Origin of the sequence: Micromonospora jinlongensis, assembly GCF_013410645.1 — a bacterium.
In the GTDB taxonomy this organism is placed as follows: Bacteria; Actinomycetota; Actinomycetes; order Mycobacteriales; family Micromonosporaceae; genus Micromonospora; species Micromonospora zamorensis.
This window is the reverse complement of the sequence record NZ_JACCHK010000001.1, coordinates 3060626-3076980: the sequence shown is the minus strand read 5'-3', so window position 1 is coordinate 3076980 and position 16355 is coordinate 3060626. Positions and strand designations below refer to the sequence as shown.

The following is a 16355-nucleotide window of genomic DNA, read 5'->3' as shown; positions in this document are numbered from 1 at the left end:
AATGCGTCACTCTGTGCTGCGGGGTTGGAGCAGGTCCCACCGGTTGCCGTAGAGATCGGCGAAGACCGCGACAGAACCGTAAGCCTCGTGGCGTGGCTCCTCCAGGAAACGCACCCCGGCGGCCACCATCCGGGCGTGGTCCCGGGCGAAGTCCTCGGTGTACAGGAACAACCCGACCCGGCCGCCCGTCTGGTCGCCGACCCGGGCACTCTGCTCGGCGGTGCTCGCCCTGGCCAGCAACAACGCCGTCTCCCGGGCGCCCGCCGGGCGTACCACCACCCATCGCGAACCGTCGGGTCGGGCGGTGTCCTCCACCAACTCGAAACCGAGGTCGCCGACGTAGAAGTCGATCGCCTCGTCGTACTCCCTGACCACCAGCGCGACCAGTCCCAGATGTGCCATCCGGTCATCATGCCGCCGGGCGCAGGGATGATCCACTCGCGTTTGCGGAAATCGGGGTGTCCGGGACGCCCCGACACCCCGACATCACGAAAGCCGAGTCGATCACGACAAGGTCGGCCGTGTCAGGTGCCCGGCGGGAACCGAGTGTGGCCCTGGTTCGTCCCATCCTCGGGTGGAGAGGTGGTGAGCCGGATGCGCTCGTCCCGGACGGTACTGGCGTTCGCACTGCTCGGTATGGCGCTGGCTGGCTGCGGTGGCACGACCACCGGGCCGGGCATGGCCGAGGAGCCCGGCCCGGCGCAGGTCGTCGACTCGTGGACCTCCTGCGCCACGGCGGCACCACAGGCCGGTGCGGTGTTGTCGGTGCCGGACACGGCGACGCCGACGCCGACCGCGCCCGAGCCGAAGATCGGGCGCATCGACCCCGCGTTCACCCCGGTCGCCGCCGTGCTCTGCGGACGGGAGATCCGGCCGGGCGTCAACGGAGGCCGGGAGCAGACCGCCACGGAGCGACGCGCCGAGCAGATCGCACCGCTGCTCGCCGCGCTGCGCCTGCCCAACGAGCAGGCGGACGGGGAGATCGCCTGCACCCTCGACATGGTCATCCCACCCTGGGTGGCCCTGCTCGACGACCGGGGGCGCTGGCTGCGACCGTACCTTCCGACGAACGTCTGCGGCAGGCCGCGCGCCGAGGTGAGCGACGCGCTCGCCCGGCTGTCCTGGACCACTGTGGACACCCGTACCGTGGGGCAGATCGAATCCCCGGCGGCCGAGGCCGCCGGATGCGCGCAACGGTGGGCGGACATGGTGTGGGTGGAGACCAGCAACGGACGCCCCGGGCCGCCCGCGCCGGCCACGTCTCCGGCCGCCGGGCCGCTGCGCCTCTGCGTCTACCAGGTGCCCGCGTCGCAACAGGGTGGCGGCAAGCCGGCGGGCGATTTCGTGTACGGCGGGCCGCTGCCGGCCGAGCGTCAGGCGGGCGTGCTCCGTGGTCTGGCCAACCGCCGGGCGGTGACCGACTGTCAGACCCCGGCGTCGCGCTTCGCGGTGCTGCGCCCGCTGGACGGTGCCGCCGGACCCGACCGGTACGTGGAACTCGACGGCTGCCGCCGCTTCCTGGTCGCGCCACCGACGGGTGGAGCGCAGCTCGGTCAGGGCGACGAAGCGCTGGCCACCCTGCTGGGGCCCGTCTGAGCCCGTCCAGTGGATCGGCACACCCTCCAACCGCAAGCTTCCTGACGTGGCCCAGGCTCTGGTCGACCGGACCGCCGGGCCGTCCCGGGCCTGACGACCATCCGGCCGTGCCCGGACGTGTGCGGGGCGAGACTTCGGGTAGGGCCGAGGGAACCCGACGAGAGGATTCCTCGATGCCGAGCACCACGATGCCGATGCTGGAGACGTACCCGAAGTCGATCAACCTGGACCGGGCGAAGCTTGCGGCGGCGATCGACGCCCTGACCGACTGCGCCCAGGCGTGCACGGCGTGCGCGGACGCCTGCCTCAGCGAGGACATGGTTGCCGACCTGACCAAGTGCATCCGGACAGACCTGGACTGCGCGGACATCTGCACCATCACGGCCCGGGTGCTGTCCCGGCACACCGGCTACGACGCGAACCTCAGCCGGAGCCTGCTGGAGGCGTGCGCCACGGCGTGCAGGTCGTGCGGTGACGAGTGTGCCCGGCACGCCGACATGCACGAGCACTGCCGGATCTGCGCGGACGCCTGCCGGGCTTGCGAGCGGGCCTGTCGGGACCTGCTGGCCACGATGAGCTGACCGCCGCGCGCGGTGCCGGGCGTCGAGGTGCGTCGGCACCGCTCACGCGGAAGCCTCGCTACTTCGACAGGGCGCGCTCCAACTCCGCCTTCGACATCGACGAGCGCCCCTTGATGCCGCGCTGCTTCGCCTCGTTGTAGAGCTGCTCCTTGGTGCGACCCTTGGCGCCGATGTGGGAGCGCTTACCGCCGCGGTGCCCGGACGACACGTCGTTCCGCGACGACCGGCTCGACGTGCGCGCCTCACCCGAGCGGGCCCGTTCCTTGTTCACCGTACGGGCCGCGATCTCCTTGGCCCGGCCGGCGGAGGCGCCCCGCTCCTGCGCGCTCTCCTTGATGTGCTCGTACTGCCGCTCCCTCTTGGGGCTCGATCCTGCTGGCATCGGTGCCTCCCGCAGCCGCTGTCGGGTGAGGTCGAGACCCGGTTCGCACACACCGAGGTGCGATCGAGACATCCCAGGCCGGGGCGTCGCACTCACGCTTTCGGGGCCACGATGCCCAGTCGCCGCAGAGGTCAAACGAGTGCCGCCGAACCCGCGTGCCCGACCGTCGCCCCGCACCTTGTCCACGCGGCGGAACAGCGCGGGCCGTCCCGGCCCGCCCCGGGCCGGCTGAGCACGGCAAGGGCGTACGAGTCGACTGGCGGTCGGTGGCTGTTCCGATTACCGTTGGGTACGGGTCAAGACAAGCGCCCTTCCTGTTACAGATCTTTACGGGAGGCGTGCGCTCCTATGACTGAGCGTTCCTGGCTCTTCCAGACCCACTTCGACCGTTCTCCACTGGCAGTCAGCCGTGGGCGGGTCACCCCAGTGACGCTCGCCAACCGCCAGGCGGTTGGCTCCCCTGAGCTGAGTTCCTCCGAGCTGTCGTTCCACGTGGCTCGCTTCACCGAGCCCACCGACCTGTCCGCGGCCATCTCCGCCGACCGGATGGTCGTCGCCCCGGTGGGTTATGTCGACATGGACACCGCGCCGCGCCTGGCGACGGCACTGTTCAACGCGGTCGACAGCCATCCCGAGGTCTGTTGCGACCTGACCGGCGTCGGCTTCTTCAGTGCCGCGGGCGTGCACGCCCTCCTGCTGGCGCGGGGCCGGGCGGAGAGAGTCGGTTCTCGCTTCTCGGTCCGAGGCGCCAGCGGAGTCACCCTGCGGGTGTTGCGGATCACCGGCGTGGAGGCTCTCCTCCTCGACCTCGAACGTGGCTGAGACGCGCCGATCCGTGGGTTCGGACGCACTGCCAGCTCGCCATGTCGGAGGTTGTTGGTAGAAGGAGCATGAGCATTGTCGTGAGGGGGTCGAGCATGGAGGTACGGGACGCGGCCAGACGGTGGGCGACAGTGTGGGCGCACGGCTGGCCCGCCAAGGACGTCGACGGCATCGCCGGGCTGCAAGCCGAGGACGGCGATCACTGGGCGTCGATGTTCCGGCCGTACCGGGGGCGTGTGGGGCTCCGCGCGTACCTGCGGGAGTGTTTCGACGAGGAGACCCGCCCGGCCGAGGTCTGGTTTGGCGACCCGCAGGTCGACGGCGACATGGCGAGCGTCGAATACTGGGCGGTCACTTACCCGAACGACCGGCCGTTCACCATCTCCGGCTGCACCCTGTTGCGCTTCGACGACGGGGGCCTGGTGTCCGAGGCCCGCGACTATTCCCATGCCAAGGAGGGGCGATTCCTGCCGCCCGCCAACCTGTTCGGGTGACACTCCGGCCGCAGTGGTGTCACCAGGTGTCCGGGCGGTCCAGGTCACGGGCCGGCTGGTACCCGCCGAGGGCCACCAGGCCGTCCGACTCGCGGTAGCCCCCGCCGACGGCGTTCGCAGCTGCACGGTCGACGGGACTGCTCACGTTGGCAGAGAAAATCTCTGTGCGAAGAGCTAGATATTCTTCCCGGCATGAGCTAACGTTCCTGAGGTCAAAGACGGAGCAAGTAAAGACGCTGACGTGACCGCCCCGCACGAGGGCGAAGGAGCCGGGCCAGGAAATTCGTGGGTCTGCTCAGAAGTTGCGGGTGAGGCCGAGGCTCGTTCAGGGCTTCACCCGAGGCAAGCAGGGTTCGTCGTACGTGTCAGGGCCATGAAGTCGCGTGGGGCTCGGACACCGGCGGACAGCAAGAGGAACGACAGAGAAATCAGAGGCAAGGGAGGGCACAACACCGTTGGATCGCCCGCTGTCAGCCGCAGTCCTGGGCTGGGCGCGGACACCGCAGTTTCCATCGAACGAAAGGTGGTCTCCGGTCACGCTTATGCGATCCTCGCACCCGATGCCGTCGTTGGCGGCCGGTGTGGACAAGACAAGCCGACGTTCCGTCGGCAGATGGTGTTCCTGACCCACAACCCTTGGGCCCCGGTGCTTCCGAGCACCGGGGCCCTCGTGATGGAGGTTTGATGACCCAATCCGACGACATGCTCGACGACGAGGACTACCCCGCCTACACCATGGGCCGTGCCGCCGAAATCATCGGCTGCTCGCAGGACTTCCTACGTCGGCTCGGAGACGCCAAACTGATCGACCCGCAGCGCTCCAGTGGGGGGCACCGCCGCTACTCCCGTTATCAGCTCCGCCTTGCCGCGCGAGCCCGGGAGATGTGCGACCAGGGCACCGACATCGCCTCGGCCTGCCGGATCATCATTCTTGAGGACCAACTCGAAGAGGCCCTTCGACGCAACGAGCGCTACCAGCAGGGCTGAACACACCGCACGCCGCGGCCTCCCGCACAGGTGACGCCGAGCGCCACACGGTCCCTCCCACCACGGCAGGGACCGCTCGTCGTCTGCGGAGGGTCCCGGTCGGGTGGCGCCCAGCTCAGAGCTGCTGGACGATCTGGACCGGGTTGCCGTCCGGGTCGGCCGTCCAGGCGATCAGCAGGCGGTCGAGCCACCGGTGCGGTGCGGCCAGTGCGGGGGCGCCGCTCGCCGTGAGTGCGGCGTACGCGGCGGCGGTGTCGTCGGTCCAGAGGATCACCGCGGCCCGCTGACCCTGGGACACGGGGTCGAGCCCGTGATCATCGCGGGTGGAGGCCACCGAGGCGACGCCGATCTTGTAGCCGTCGAGCACGAGATCGATGTGGATCGGCTCGCCCTCAACTGGAACCCGGAAGGTCTCGGTGAAGCCGAGACCGGCGTAGAACTCGGCCGCGCGCAGAACGTCCTCAGAGAAGAGGATCACCTGAGGAGTGCGGAACATCGACACATCCCGACGCTATCAGCGCGGCCGAGCTCACCGCCGCCCCATAAGTACGTGCACACCGCCGACGTCAGCGAGCATCGGCACGCAGCCGTCGAGATCCGGCACCCGGACTACCCGGTTAAGGCCGCATGACGAGGCACTAGTTACCGACGCCGAGGCTCGACATGAACGCCGCCGGGTAACGGTCACCGCGCGCGGCACCCTTCGGCACGGCCGCCTCGATCTCTTCGAGATCATCGGCCGACAGCTTCACGTTCAGCGCCGGCAACGCCTCGGCCAGCCGCTGCCGGGTGCGCGCACCGACCAGCGGAACGATGGACGGGTCCTGTGCCGCCACCCACGCGATCGCCAACTGCGCCACCGTGCACCCCTTCGCGTCGGCGACCCGGCGCAACGCCTCCACCAGGGCAAGGTTGTGCGACGCGTTCTCGGCGGAGAAGCGGGGACTGCGGTTACGCGGATCGTCCGCCCGCCCCGGCACCCAGTTCCCCGAGAGCAGGCCACGGCTCAGCACCCCGTACGCGGTCAGCCCGATGCCCAGCTCCCGCAGCGTGGGCAGCACGTCAGCCTCGACCGCCCGCGACAGCAGCGAATACTCAATCTGAAGATCAGCAATCGGATGGACGGCGTGCGCCCGCCGGACGGTCTCCGCGTCAACCTCGGAGAGCCCCACATACCGCACGTAACCGGCGTCGATCATCTCCTTGATCGCGCCGATCGTGTCCTCGATCGGCACCGACCGGTCGAGCCGGGCCGGCCGGTAGATGTCCACGTAGTCGACGCCGAGCCGGGTCAGCGAGTAGCTCAGGAAGTTCTGCACCGAAGCCGGGCGGGAATCCTGACCGGCGAACCGCATGCCCGGCCCCACCTGCTGCCCGAACTTCACACTCAGCAGATAGCTGTCCCGGTCGCGTCCCCGCAACGCCTCCGACAGCAGCAGCTCGTTGTGCCCCATGCCATAGAAGTCACCGGTGTCGACCAGCGTGACCCCCGCGTCCAGCGCGGCCCGTACGGTGGCGATGCTCTCCTCGCGATCGGCCGGGCCGTACGTGCCCGACATGCTCATCGCCCCCAGCCCCACCGCGGAAACCTTGGGACCCGTGTTGCCCAGAGTGCGTGTCTGCATCGAAACTCTCCCTCATCGGTCGATCTCGGCTCCACCCTGCGCCGCTTTTCGGCCCGCCGGCAGCGGAGCGCTTGTCGTGGGAGCGCCGCTCCCTGGCTCGGTGCCCAGTCCCCGAGGCAGCATGGAGGCATGCAGCGTGAGCAGCTCGCCGACTTCCTGCGACGCCGGCGCGAGGCCATCCGCCCCGCCGAGGTCGGCATCGCCGACGGCCCCCGCCGCCGCACCGCCGGCCTGCGCCGCGAGGAGGTCGCCATGCTCGCCGGCATGTCCGTCGACTACGTCGTCCGCCTTGAGCAGGGCCGCAGCAGCCAGCCATCGACCCAGCTGCTCGGTGCCCTGGCCCGGGCCCTGCGCCTGACCGACGACGAGCGAAGTCACCTGTTCCACCTGGCCGGCCACCAGCCGCCGCCCGCCGACGGCATCGCCCGCCTGGCCCGGGCCGGCCTGGTCCGCCTGCTCGACCTGGTGGGCGACACCCCCGCCATGGTCCTGTCCGACCTCGGCGAGGTCCTGGCGCAGAACCGCATGTCGATCCTGCTCACTGGCGACCACACCGGGCTGACCGGCGACCACCGCTACGTCGCCTACCGCTACTTCACCGACCCGGTCATCCGCGACCTCCACGGCCCCGAGGAATGGCAACGGCACGCCCGCCAGCAGGTCGCCGACCTGCGCGCGGTGGCCGGCCGGCGGGCCGGCGACCCGGCCGTGACCGACCTGATCGAACGGTTGCGGGCTGCGAGCGACGACTTCCGGCGACTGTGGGCCGAGCACGAGGTGGCGGTGCGCCGGGCCGACCGCAAGACCTTCATGCACCCGCGCGTGGGCCGCATCACGATGGACTGCGAAACCCTGGTCACCCCCGACCTCGGCCAGCAGCTGCTGGTGCTGACCCCGGCCGACGCCGAGGCGCGGGAGAAGCTTGAGCTGCTGCGCGTGCTGGGGGTCGAGGAGTTCCCGGCCGGCGTGCCTCACTGACAGTGCCCGCGGTCCCGCTTGGCATGGGAACGCGTGGATGACGTCGCGAACATAGTCCGCGCTGGTCTGCAGCAAGGTGGGCGATGTCCGGGGCAGGTTGTCGCTGGGCGGACATCAGCACCAGGCCGCTGACCTGCGGCGGTGAAGGTGCGCCCGGCAGGATTCGAACCTGCGGCCTTGGGATTAGAAGTCCCCTGCTCTATCCGCTGAGCTACGGGCGCGTGACGTGGATGTCGCGCCCAGAGGGTACCGCCGTCCTGCTGCCCGGCGGTGAAATGGGTGCCCGCGTCCACGTTGTCGAGCAGGGTCTCACGTCGGCCGCCTGGTGGGCATCCGGGTTCCCGCGGACCGACCTGGCCCCGGACCGTACCTTTGGCTGGTGTTGCTGGATTCCGACGCCGAGAGCGACGTCGCCTACGAGCTGTGCCAGGTCGTCGGTCGTGCCATCCTGCCGTACCGGTCGTCGGACGACGACCAGCACCACGGCACCGCGTTCTTCTTCCAGGGCGGCGACGACCCGGTGGGGGAGTCGCTGCTGACGGCGGCCGACCTGGTCGGCACGCCGGGTGGTGAGCTGGGGCTGCGGACGAGCGTCACCGAGCCGGCTGGCGTCGCCCCGGCAGCCGTGTCCGAGGTCGAGATCGTGCCGGGTTGGGCCCGTTACCCGGGCGACGGGGTCGCGGTGCTGCCGACCGCGGGCCTGCACCGGTTGGCCGGTGACGGCGGCTGGCGGTGGCGGGTTCAGCCGGTCCCGGCGGGGATCGCCGCCGGGCCGGAGGTGGTCGCCCGCCTCGGCGCCGACGCCGGTTCCGCTTTCGTGCTGGCCCATGGGGTACGCGAAGACGGGTCGCGTCCGCTGGAGGTCGCGATCGAGCGGGTGGTCCGCGACACGGACGCCGTGCGGATCACCACGGCGCTGCCGCAGGGGTACGTCGGCGCGCCGGTCTTCGTCGTCCAGCCCGACTCCAGCGGTGAGCTGTCGCCGTACTGCCTGGGCCTGGTGCTGCCCGGCGTCGGCGAGCACCCGGTGGCGACCTTCGACCGGATCCGCGCCGTCCTCCCGGCGACGCCCGGCGACATCTGAGCCCCGCGCGGCAACGTCTGAGCCCCGCGCGGCAACGTCTGAGCCCCGCGCGGCAACGTCTGAGCCGCGCCCGGCAACGTCACCCGCGCCTGGCGTCGCCCTCCGGACTGGTCAGCCGCCCGACGGCGCGGCACCTGCCGTGTCAGCCGTGGACCGTCGGCTCTCCGGGAGCCCGGTGCCGGTGCCGGTGGAGGCTTCGACGGTCGGCGGCGCGTCGACTGACGGAGGGTCGGCCGATGCGGGGTCGGCGGTAGCCAGGGCGGCCGGCGCCACGTCGGTCGGCCCGGCGTCGGCGGTGACCGGATCGGCCGGGGCGGTGGGGCCGGCGGCGAGGAACGCCTCGGCCCAGCGACCCACCTCGTCGAAGACCTTCTTGCGAACGGCCGGGCCGGAGAGCGTGAGGTCGTGCAGCCCGCCGTCGAAGCGGGCCAGGGTGACGTGCCGGCCGAGGCGGGGCGCGTACCGGACCATGTGCTCGACGTCCAGCACGGCGTCGGCCAGGGTCGCGTTGTCGTGCCACCTGGTGCCCCGGAAGGAGCGGGTCGAGCAGGCCAGCAGCACCGGCACCTGGATGTCCAGGCCGGCGCGCAGCCGGCGTTGCCCAGTGCGGATCGCGTTCAGCCAGCCGGCCCGGACCGGGAACCCGGCCAGCGGCTTCCACGCCAGGTCATAGGTCCACTCGCCGCGGTGGTCGGAGTGGATGCTCTCGCCGTACACCGTGCCCAGCCCGAACGGCAGGATGCGGTGCGGCGCCCTGCGGCCCAGGCGGGAGACGGCGGCCGCGAGGGGTCTGCGCACCGCCCAGGGGGCATTCAGGTCGAAGAATGGGCTGTTGAGCACCAGGCCATCGACGGTGCCGGTGTCGCGGCGGGCGTCCGCCCAGAGCGAGATGATCAGGCCGCCGGTGGAGTGGCCCATCGCCAGCAGGGTGTCGTGCCCGTCGTCGGAGCGGATGATCTCGGCGGCGGCGTCCAGCTCGGGGAAGTAGTCGCTGATGTCACGGCAGAAGTTGGGGGTCTGGCCCGGCAGCAGACTGCGACCGTATTTGCGCAGGTCGAGCGCGTAGAAATCCCAGCCCCGTTCGGCGAAGAAGTCGGCCAGGTGGGTCTGGAAGAAGTAGTCGACGAAGCCGTGCACGTAGAGGACGGCCCGCCCGGTGGGGCGCTCGGCGCGCCGCCGGACCAGGGTCGCGACGACCGGTCCTTCGTCGTCGGTGCCCAGGTCGATCGTCTGCCGCTCGTACGGCGGCCCCAACACGTCCGGTTCCACGAACGCGACGCTACGCCGCGAACCTACCCAGCGGTAGCCCGCGTCCTGACTGGCCCCCGCGATCCTGGCCTGCCCCCGCGATCCTGCTCCTGTTGCCGTGGCGCAGCCTGTGCGAGCTGCGTGCGCGGCCCCGAAGGTGCAGGATCGCGGGGCGCGGAGCGTGGGTCAGACCGTTTCCGCGTCAACGCGGCTCGGGTCGGCCACGGGCAGCCGCTCCTGGTCGTCGGCGGGGTCCAGCTCACCCTGCGGCTGCGGGACGTCGCGCAGGTGCTTGTTGTGCCGGGGCTCCTGGCGGGTCTTGGCGTCGTTGAGCCGGCGGCGCAGGTCGTCGCGGACGTCGTTGAGCGCGGCGTGCAGGTCCTCCTCGGCCGAGGTGGTGACGATCTTCTGTCGGCCGGCGATCCAGCACTCCAGGGTGACCTTCTGGCCACGGGCCTCCCGGTCCTTCACCGACACCTCGAGCTCGGTGGCGTCGGCGTGGAAGCTGGCCAACCGGGCGTCGAGGGTGGCGAACTGCTCGGCGATCCAGTTGCGGTCGCCCTGCGAGAACCCGGCACCCACCCGCAGGCACTCCGCAACGGTGGCCGGGTTCGCCACGGCGCTCATCGCTGCGCCTCGGAGACGTTTGCGGAGCCGATTTCGGTGATCATCATGGCGCTGACCTCTCGTCGACGTGGAGCTGTCGGTGTTGCGTTGATCAAATGCATACCCAGTTCGGGCGGCCCCGGAAACCGCCGACGTCCAGTCGGGCGGGTCGGACGTACCACATCAGGGCGTGATCAGGGCTTTGTCCACAGGTGGCTTCGTTGTCCACAGGTCGGGGCGGGGTGCTGGTGATGGCCGCCCTCAGCGCAGAGGCTCGATGTCGAGTCGACTCGCGCTGGCAGGCCCCGATCCCCCTGGAGGGACGATGTTCGACACTTACGTGACAATCGTCGGCAATGTGCTGACAACGCCCGAGTGGCGGCGTACCACCCAGAGCAACACCCTGGTGGCCAACTTCAAGGTCGCCTCGACCGCCCGACGGCTCGACCGCGACAGCGGCCGGTGGGTCGACGGCAACTCGCTGCGCGTCCGCGTCAACTGCTGGCGCAAGCTCGCCGAGGGCGTGGCGGCATCGGTCATGGTCGGCGATCCGGTGGTGGTCTGCGGGCGGCTCTACACCCGCGACTGGACCGACGACGCCGGCAACCACCGCACCCTCTACGAGTTGGAGGCGGTCGCCGTCGGCCACGACCTTTCCCGAGGGCGTGCCCGGTTCCTGCGCAACCGGCCCAGCGTCACGACCAGCACGGTGGAGGACGCGGAGGCCGAGAGCCGGGTGCATGGCGAGCCCACCGAGCCGGTCCCGGCCGGGCAGGCGCCCGTGCTGCCCGACGACCGCCCGTTGGACGACGACTTCGAGCTGCCCGACTACGCCGCGCTGCGGACCAGCCCGTTCGTCGACGGCCCGGTGGATGGGGATCTCGCCTCGAGCGGCGGGCGGATCGGTCAGGTCGACGTCCTGCCCGACCTCGACGACGAGCTGGCCCTCCCACCCGAGGAGGACGAGGGCAATGCCGACCTGGACGACGAGCTGGAGCCGGTGCCGGACGAGGGTCAGCCGGAGCCCGCGCAGTCCGGTCGGGGGCGGCGTGGCCGGGGCCGGGTCCCGCAGCCGGCATGACCCATCGGTCCGGCCCTCGCGGCCCGGGCGCCTGACGGTCCCGTGCCGTCGGGCGCCACGCCGCCCGTCACCGCCTCTTTGGCGGCTGGGTCAGTCGGTCGGGGCTCCGGCAGCACCGCACGAGACGTAACGGCACGACGGGGGCGGGGTGGCGATGCGATCAGCGTCGTCACCCCGCGTGACAACAACTGAAAGACCGGCCAGCCTGGTGTGCCACGAAGCGTCCTTCACTGGTGCAGCACCGTGGGCCGGGCTGGTTCACGGGTTGCTCGTCTAGGCTGGCCGGCCGGAGGTGGTGCGGGTGCGACGGACAGCGCCGGTGGCGAACGCGGTGGGGCTACTGGCCGGGTACGCGCTCGACAGGCTGCTCGGTGATCCGCGCCGGTGGCACCCGGTGGCCAGCTTCGGTCAGGCCGCCGGAGCGCTGGAGCGCGGCCTCTACCGGCCGGACCGAACGGCGGGTACGGCGTTCACCGCGCTGGCCGTGGGCGGGCCGGTGCTGCTCGGGGCCGTCGCCGCAGCGGCGACCCGGCACCGGCCGGTGACCCGGGCGGTGCTCGTGGCCGCCAGCACGTGGACCGTGCTGGGCGGCCGCACGCTGCGGCACGAAGCCACAGTCATGGGTCGGACGCTGCGCGCCGGTGACCTTCCCGCAGCCCGTCAACGCCTCGGTCACCTCTGCGGACGGGACCCGTCGACGCTGGGCGAGTCCGAGCTGGCCCGCGCCACTGTCGAGTCGCTCGCCGAGAACACGTCCGACGCGGTCGTCGCCCCGCTGGTCTGGGGCGCCGTCGCCGGTCTGCCCGGGCTGCTGGGCTACCGCGCGGCGAACACCCTCGACGCGATGGTCGGGCACCGGTCTGCGCGCTACGCACGGTTCGGCACCCCGGCCGCGCGGCTGGACGACGTGCTCAACCTGGTGCCGTCCCGGCTGACCGGGCTGCTCACCATCGCTGTCGCGCCCGTCGCCCACGGGGATCGGCAGCGGGCCTGGCAGGTGTGGCGGCGTGACCGCAACGACCACCCGAGCCCCAACGCCGGCCAGTGCGAGGCGGCCATGGCCGGCGCGCTCGGCGTCCGCCTCGGTGGCCGCAACGTCTACTTCGGGCGCTCCGAGGTGCGGCCGTTCCTCGGCGACGGCCCCCGCCCCGAGGCGCGGCACCTGAAGCGTGCGGCCCGGATCTCCGGCGCGGTCGGGTTGGCGGCGGTGGGGTTGGCGGCCGCATACCCGGTGACCCTCGGCCGTCTGGTCGGCGCGGTGGGTCGGCGCGGGCTGGCCGCCGTGACCGGCGGGCGCGGGCTGGCCGCCGTGGCGGGTGGGCTGGGGCCCGTCGCCGGCGTCAGCGGGCGCAGGCTGGTTGGTGCCGGCGGGCGCAGGCTGCGGGCTGTCGGAGCGGGCGGGGCCGTCGGAGCGGGCGGAATCGTTGGTGCCGGGCGGGGGAGCGGGCGGTGAGTGGCGGGCTGCTGGTCGCCGGCACGACCTCCGACGCCGGCAAGAGCGTGCTCACCGCCGGGATCTGCCGTTGGCTGCACCGGCAGGGCGTGAAGGTGGCGCCGTTCAAGGCGCAGAACATGTCGAACAATTCCGCGGTGGTCGTCGGTCCGGACGGGCGCGGCGGCGAGATCGGACGAGCCCAGGCCATGCAGGCCGCAGCCTGTGGGCTCGCGCCCGATCTGCGGTTCAACCCGGTGCTGCTCAAGCCGGGCAGCGACCTGGCGAGTCAGGTGGTGCTGCTCGGCGAGGCCGTCGACACCATCACCGCCGGCACCTTCCGCCACCTGCGTCCCCGGCTCGCCGAGACCGCGTACGCGGCGCTGGCCGAGCTGCGGGAGACGTACGACGTGGTGATCTGCGAGGGTGCCGGCAGCCCTGCCGAGATCAACCTGCGGGCTGGTGACTACGTCAACATGGGGCTGGCCCGGCACGCCAACCTGCCCACCATCGTGGTCGGCGACATCGACCGGGGTGGCGTCTTCGCCTCGATGTTCGGCACCGTGGCGCTGCTCGACCCCGCCGATCAGGTCCTGATCGCCGGCTTCGTGATCAACAAGTTCCGAGGTGACCTCGGGCTGCTCCAGCCGGGGCTGGACATGCTGCGACACGTCACCGGCCGTCCCACGTACGGGGTGCTGCCCTGGGCACTCGACCTGTGGCTCGACGCGGAGGATTCACTCGCCTACGGCCGTGTGCTCGGCCGCCCCGCCGCCCCGCACGGCACCGAATGGCTGGACGTGGCCGTCGTCCGCCTGCCCCGGATCAGCAATGCCACCGACGTGGAGGCGCTGGCCGCCGAGCCGGGTGTCCGCGTACGCCTCACCATCGAACCGGCCGAGCTGGCCGCCGCCGACCTGGTCGTCCTCCCCGGCTCCAAGTCAACCGTCGCCGACCTCGCCTGGCTGCGCGAAACGGGCCTCGCCGACGCGGTTGCCGCACACGTGGCGGCCGGCAAGCCACTGCTCGGTCTCTGCGGCGGTTTCCAGATGCTCGGCCGCGCCATCCATGACCCGGTGGAGAGCCGGCAGGGCAGCGTGCCGGGGCTGGGCCTGCTACCCATCGAGATCACGTTCGATCCGCGCAAAACCGTCCGGCAGTCGGTGGGCACCGCCCACGGTGGCCTTCCGGTGCGCGGCTACGAGATCCACCACGGGTACGTCTCGCGCACCGACCCCACCCTGGCCCCGCTGCTGACCGGCGACGACGGTGTCGGCGAGGGAGCCGTACTCGGCGCGGTGCACGGCACGCACTGGCACGGGGCGTTCGAGTCCGACGGGTTCCGCCGGTGGTTCCTCACCGAGACGGCTCGCCTGGCCGGCCGTACCGGTTTCCAGGTCGCACCGGCCACCAGCTTCGCCGCCGCCCGGGAACGCTCGCTCGATCTGCTCGGTGACCTGGTCGAGGAACACCTGGACACCGACGCCCTCTGGCGTCTCATCGAATCCGGGCCACCGGCGGGCCTCCCCTTCATCCCACCCGGCCCCCCACCAACCACCACGCCGCCTCAGAACTAACCCCGACCGCCGCCTCCGTCCGCCGTGGACTCGCTGGCCGTGGTCGATCATGCACTTGTGGTGCCCGTTGTATTCCGACTAGCCCCTTTCATCCCCCACCACAACTCCATGATCGATGGGGCGAGGGTGGGCAGGGCGGGTCGGGGTGGGCTCGGCGGGTCGGGGTGGGGTAGGACGCGGCCGGGCGGGACGGTCGGGTCGGGGTGGGCCCGGCGGGTCGGGGTGGGGCAGGACGAGGCCGGGCGGGACGGACGGGTCGGGGTGGTGCGCGGCGGGTCGGGGTGGTGCGCGGCGGTGCGCGGTGGTGCAGGTGGGGTGGGATGGAGGACTAGGGGCGGATGTCGGCGGGGCGGTCGGTTGTCGGGAGGCCGGCGGCGAGCCAGGCGTCGACGCCGCCGATCATGTCGGTGGCCCGGCGCAACCCGAGGGTCTGCAAACTGGCGGCAGCGAGGCTGGAGCTGTAGCCCTGCCGGCACACCAGCACGATCTCCCGGTCGTACCCGGTGGCCTCCGGGATCCGCCAGGCGCTGGCCGGATCAAGCCGCCATTCCAGCACGGTACGGTCGATGACGACCGCGCCCGGCAGGTCGCCCTGTTCGCGGCGTTGCAGATCGGTGCGGGTATCGACCAGCAGCGCACCGCCGCGGACCGCCTCGACGGTCTGCTGCGGAGTCAGTCGGTGCAGCCCGGCACGGGCCTGTTCGAGCAGGGCGTCGATACCGGGGCTCATCACATCTCGGAGCACCACCCGATGATGCCGATTCGGTGGCGCCCCGGGGCGGCGAACGGGCCGCCCGTCACCCGTCGCCGCCCCAATTCCCCCGGACGTGACGACGGCCGGCCAGGGGTGGTCAGTCGGGACGTGTCACCCGGCCCGGTCAGGCCGCTGATACGGCGTGATCCACTCGGCTTTGCGGAAACCGCGGTATCGGGCCGACTGGGATACCGCGATATCAATGAACCGGAGTCGATCACCCAGGCGAGCGGTGCCGGCGGCATACTTTCGGTCATGCACCACGCGAGGCTGGGCTGACCTCCGAGGCCGGACGGCCGGCACCGCACCGCGCCGCTGCGCCGACCCCCGAGGCCGGACGGCCGGCACCGCACCGCGCCGCTGCGCCGACCCCGGAGGCCGGACGGCCGGCACCGCACCGGAGGGCTGTGGACAGCACCCGAACGGCCGATGACGTCGGCGGGCCGGCCGGTCGTCGGACTGGCAGGTCGTCAGTGGCAGTGGTCGAGGCGTACGCCGAACTGGCCCGTCGGGTGCTCGCGGAACCGGCGCGGTTGGGGCGGACCCGGCTGGTGGCGGTCGACGGGCCGAGTGGCGCGGGCAAGAGCCGGTTCGCCGCGCGCCTCGCGGATGCCCTGGCGGCGCTGCCCGGCGGCCGGCCGCCCGTGGTGCACACCGACGACCTGCTCGACGGTTGGGACGACCAGGTCACCTTCTGGCCCCGACTCGACGAGGGGGTGCTCGGCCCGCTGCGGGAGGGGAGGGCCGGCGCCTATCGGCGCTACAGCTGGGTGCGGCAGAGCTTCCTGCCCCGGCCGGTTCCGGTTCCGGTCGCGCCGGTGCTGGTGTTGGAGGGGGTCACCGCGGCCCGTGCGGTCGTCCGGCCGGAGGTGACCCTGTCCGTGTTCGTCACCGCGCCTGCCTCGTTGCGGTTGGAGCGCGCGGTCGCCCGGGACGGGCCGGAGATTTTGCCCGAGCTGCGTCGCTGGCACGCCGGTGAGCAGGCGCACTTCGCGGCCGACGACACGGCCAACCGCGCGGACCTGCTGGTGGATGGCGCGCCGACGCTGCCGCACGACACGGACCGGTACTACCTTCGCATCGGTTGAGCGGGGGCATGGACGTCTGT

General features: G+C 71.8%; 16 protein-coding genes, 1 tRNA gene and 3 pseudogenes. 11 read left to right on the top strand and 9 right to left on the bottom strand.

Annotated features, from left to right (window positions below; all coding sequences use genetic code 11):
* Positions 1-6 precede the first annotated feature (6 nt).
* The gene (locus HNR22_RS13365) at positions 7-402 is read right to left on the bottom strand and encodes a VOC family protein (RefSeq protein WP_179780646.1); all 396 of its coding nucleotides are present in this window, start codon (positions 400-402) and stop codon (positions 7-9) included.
* Positions 403-585: 183 nt separating this feature from the next.
* Between HNR22_RS13365 and HNR22_RS13360 the strand changes: the two genes are divergently transcribed.
* Positions 586-1596 (top strand): hypothetical protein, encoded by a 1011-nt coding sequence (locus tag HNR22_RS13360; protein WP_179780645.1) that lies wholly within the window; start codon positions 586-588, stop codon positions 1594-1596.
* Positions 1597-1769: 173 nt separating this feature from the next.
* Positions 1770-2177, top strand: coding sequence for a four-helix bundle copper-binding protein (locus HNR22_RS13355; RefSeq protein ID WP_179780644.1), 408 nt, complete (start codon positions 1770-1772; stop codon positions 2175-2177).
* A gap of 58 nt (positions 2178-2235) precedes the next feature.
* On the opposite strand, the gene HNR22_RS13350 is transcribed toward HNR22_RS13355, so the two are convergent.
* Complete coding sequence (locus HNR22_RS13350; RefSeq protein WP_179780643.1) at positions 2236-2559, bottom strand: plasmid stabilization protein; 324 nt, start codon at positions 2557-2559, stop codon at positions 2236-2238.
* A gap of 348 nt (positions 2560-2907) precedes the next feature.
* Between HNR22_RS13350 and HNR22_RS13345 the strand changes: the two genes are divergently transcribed.
* Together HNR22_RS13345 and HNR22_RS13340 are read left to right on the top strand one after the other, a co-directional pair.
* A complete protein-coding gene (locus tag HNR22_RS13345) occupies positions 2908-3381 on the top strand; it encodes an STAS domain-containing protein (protein ID WP_179780642.1) in 474 nt (157 codons plus the stop codon).
* A gap of 95 nt (positions 3382-3476) precedes the next feature.
* Entirely contained in the window at positions 3477-3875 is a 399-nt protein-coding gene (locus HNR22_RS13340; protein WP_179780641.1) for a nuclear transport factor 2 family protein, read from the top strand.
* A 19-nt stretch (positions 3876-3894) separates the two neighbouring features.
* On the opposite strand, the gene HNR22_RS31660 is transcribed toward HNR22_RS13340, so the two are convergent.
* Positions 3895-4020: a hypothetical protein gene (locus HNR22_RS31660; protein WP_281374164.1), complete on the bottom strand. Its 126-nt coding sequence runs from the start codon at positions 4018-4020 to the stop codon at positions 3895-3897.
* A 539-nt stretch (positions 4021-4559) separates the two neighbouring features.
* On the opposite strand from HNR22_RS31660, the gene HNR22_RS13335 reads away from it, so the two are divergent.
* Entirely contained in the window at positions 4560-4862 is a 303-nt protein-coding gene (locus HNR22_RS13335) for a MerR family transcriptional regulator (RefSeq protein ID WP_179780640.1), read from the top strand.
* 115 nt (positions 4863-4977) lie between these two features.
* On the opposite strand, the gene HNR22_RS13330 is transcribed toward HNR22_RS13335, so the two are convergent.
* On the bottom strand, positions 4978-5358 hold the full coding sequence (locus HNR22_RS13330; protein WP_218906382.1) for a VOC family protein: 381 nt from the start codon (positions 5356-5358) through the stop codon (positions 4978-4980).
* Positions 5359-5500: 142 nt separating this feature from the next.
* The gene (locus HNR22_RS13325) at positions 5501-6487 is read right to left on the bottom strand and encodes an aldo/keto reductase (protein ID WP_179780638.1); all 987 of its coding nucleotides are present in this window, start codon (positions 6485-6487) and stop codon (positions 5501-5503) included.
* Between the two features lie 129 nt (positions 6488-6616).
* Between HNR22_RS13325 and HNR22_RS13320 the strand changes: the two genes are divergently transcribed.
* Positions 6617-7465, top strand: a complete 849-nt coding sequence (locus HNR22_RS13320) for a helix-turn-helix transcriptional regulator (RefSeq protein ID WP_179780637.1) — start codon at positions 6617-6619, stop codon at positions 7463-7465.
* A 148-nt stretch (positions 7466-7613) separates the two neighbouring features.
* On the opposite strand, the gene HNR22_RS13315 is transcribed toward HNR22_RS13320, so the two are convergent.
* Positions 7614-7686: transfer RNA gene (locus HNR22_RS13315), tRNA-Arg, on the bottom strand.
* Between the two features lie 158 nt (positions 7687-7844).
* Here HNR22_RS13315 and HNR22_RS13310 point away from each other — a divergent pair.
* The gene (locus tag HNR22_RS13310; protein ID WP_179780636.1) at positions 7845-8549 is read left to right on the top strand and encodes a hypothetical protein; all 705 of its coding nucleotides are present in this window, start codon (positions 7845-7847) and stop codon (positions 8547-8549) included.
* A gap of 240 nt (positions 8550-8789) precedes the next feature.
* On the opposite strand, the pseudogene HNR22_RS13305 reads toward HNR22_RS13310, so the two are convergent.
* Together HNR22_RS13305 and HNR22_RS13300 are read right to left on the bottom strand one after the other, a co-directional pair.
* Positions 8790-9818 (bottom strand): annotated as a pseudogene (locus HNR22_RS13305) (alpha/beta hydrolase); the annotation flags it as partial.
* Between the two features lie 165 nt (positions 9819-9983).
* Positions 9984-10424 (bottom strand): HPF/RaiA family ribosome-associated protein, encoded by a 441-nt coding sequence (locus tag HNR22_RS13300; protein WP_179780635.1) that lies wholly within the window; start codon positions 10422-10424, stop codon positions 9984-9986.
* Between the two features lie 304 nt (positions 10425-10728).
* On the opposite strand from HNR22_RS13300, the gene HNR22_RS13295 reads away from it, so the two are divergent.
* From HNR22_RS13295 to HNR22_RS13285, 3 genes and pseudogenes are all read left to right on the top strand, one after another.
* Positions 10729-11484 carry a single-stranded DNA-binding protein gene (locus HNR22_RS13295; protein ID WP_179780634.1) on the top strand — a complete coding sequence of 252 codons (756 nt, stop codon included), beginning with the start codon at positions 10729-10731 and terminating at the stop codon, positions 11482-11484.
* Positions 11485-11785: 301 nt separating this feature from the next.
* Positions 11786-12781 (top strand): annotated as a pseudogene (locus tag HNR22_RS13290) (cobalamin biosynthesis protein); the annotation flags it as partial.
* Positions 12782-12933: 152 nt separating this feature from the next.
* Complete coding sequence (locus HNR22_RS13285; protein ID WP_179780632.1) at positions 12934-14493, top strand: cobyric acid synthase; 1560 nt, start codon at positions 12934-12936, stop codon at positions 14491-14493.
* A gap of 328 nt (positions 14494-14821) precedes the next feature.
* On the opposite strand, the gene HNR22_RS13280 is transcribed toward HNR22_RS13285, so the two are convergent.
* Positions 14822-15223 (bottom strand): rhodanese-like domain-containing protein, encoded by a 402-nt coding sequence (locus HNR22_RS13280; protein WP_088949799.1) that lies wholly within the window; start codon positions 15221-15223, stop codon positions 14822-14824.
* Between the two features lie 339 nt (positions 15224-15562).
* Between HNR22_RS13280 and HNR22_RS13275 the strand changes: the two are divergent.
* Positions 15563-16335: pseudogene (locus tag HNR22_RS13275) on the top strand (uridine kinase family protein).
* The last annotated feature ends 20 nt before the right edge of the window (positions 16336-16355 follow it).

Coding starts and splice junctions, on each gene's coding strand:
- HNR22_RS13365 (WP_179780646.1), bottom strand. CDS start 402: ATGGCACATCTGGGACTGGTCGCGCTGGTGGTCAGGGAGTACGACGAG.
- HNR22_RS13280 (WP_088949799.1), bottom strand. CDS start 15,223: ATGAGCCCCGGTATCGACGCCCTGCTCGAACAGGCCCGTGCCGGGCTG.
- HNR22_RS13350 (WP_179780643.1), bottom strand. CDS start 2,559: ATGCCAGCAGGATCGAGCCCCAAGAGGGAGCGGCAGTACGAGCACATC.
- HNR22_RS13325 (WP_179780638.1), bottom strand. CDS start 6,487: ATGCAGACACGCACTCTGGGCAACACGGGTCCCAAGGTTTCCGCGGTG.
- HNR22_RS13335 (WP_179780640.1), top strand. CDS start 4,560: ATGACCCAATCCGACGACATGCTCGACGACGAGGACTACCCCGCCTAC.
- HNR22_RS13295 (WP_179780634.1), top strand. CDS start 10,729: ATGTTCGACACTTACGTGACAATCGTCGGCAATGTGCTGACAACGCCC.
- HNR22_RS13355 (WP_179780644.1), top strand. CDS start 1,770: ATGCCGAGCACCACGATGCCGATGCTGGAGACGTACCCGAAGTCGATC.
- HNR22_RS13345 (WP_179780642.1), top strand. CDS start 2,908: ATGACTGAGCGTTCCTGGCTCTTCCAGACCCACTTCGACCGTTCTCCA.
- HNR22_RS13330 (WP_218906382.1), bottom strand. CDS start 5,358: ATGTTCCGCACTCCTCAGGTGATCCTCTTCTCTGAGGACGTTCTGCGC.
- HNR22_RS13340 (WP_179780641.1), top strand. CDS start 3,477: ATGGAGGTACGGGACGCGGCCAGACGGTGGGCGACAGTGTGGGCGCAC.
- HNR22_RS13300 (WP_179780635.1), bottom strand. CDS start 10,424: ATGAGCGCCGTGGCGAACCCGGCCACCGTTGCGGAGTGCCTGCGGGTG.
- HNR22_RS13320 (WP_179780637.1), top strand. CDS start 6,617: ATGCAGCGTGAGCAGCTCGCCGACTTCCTGCGACGCCGGCGCGAGGCC.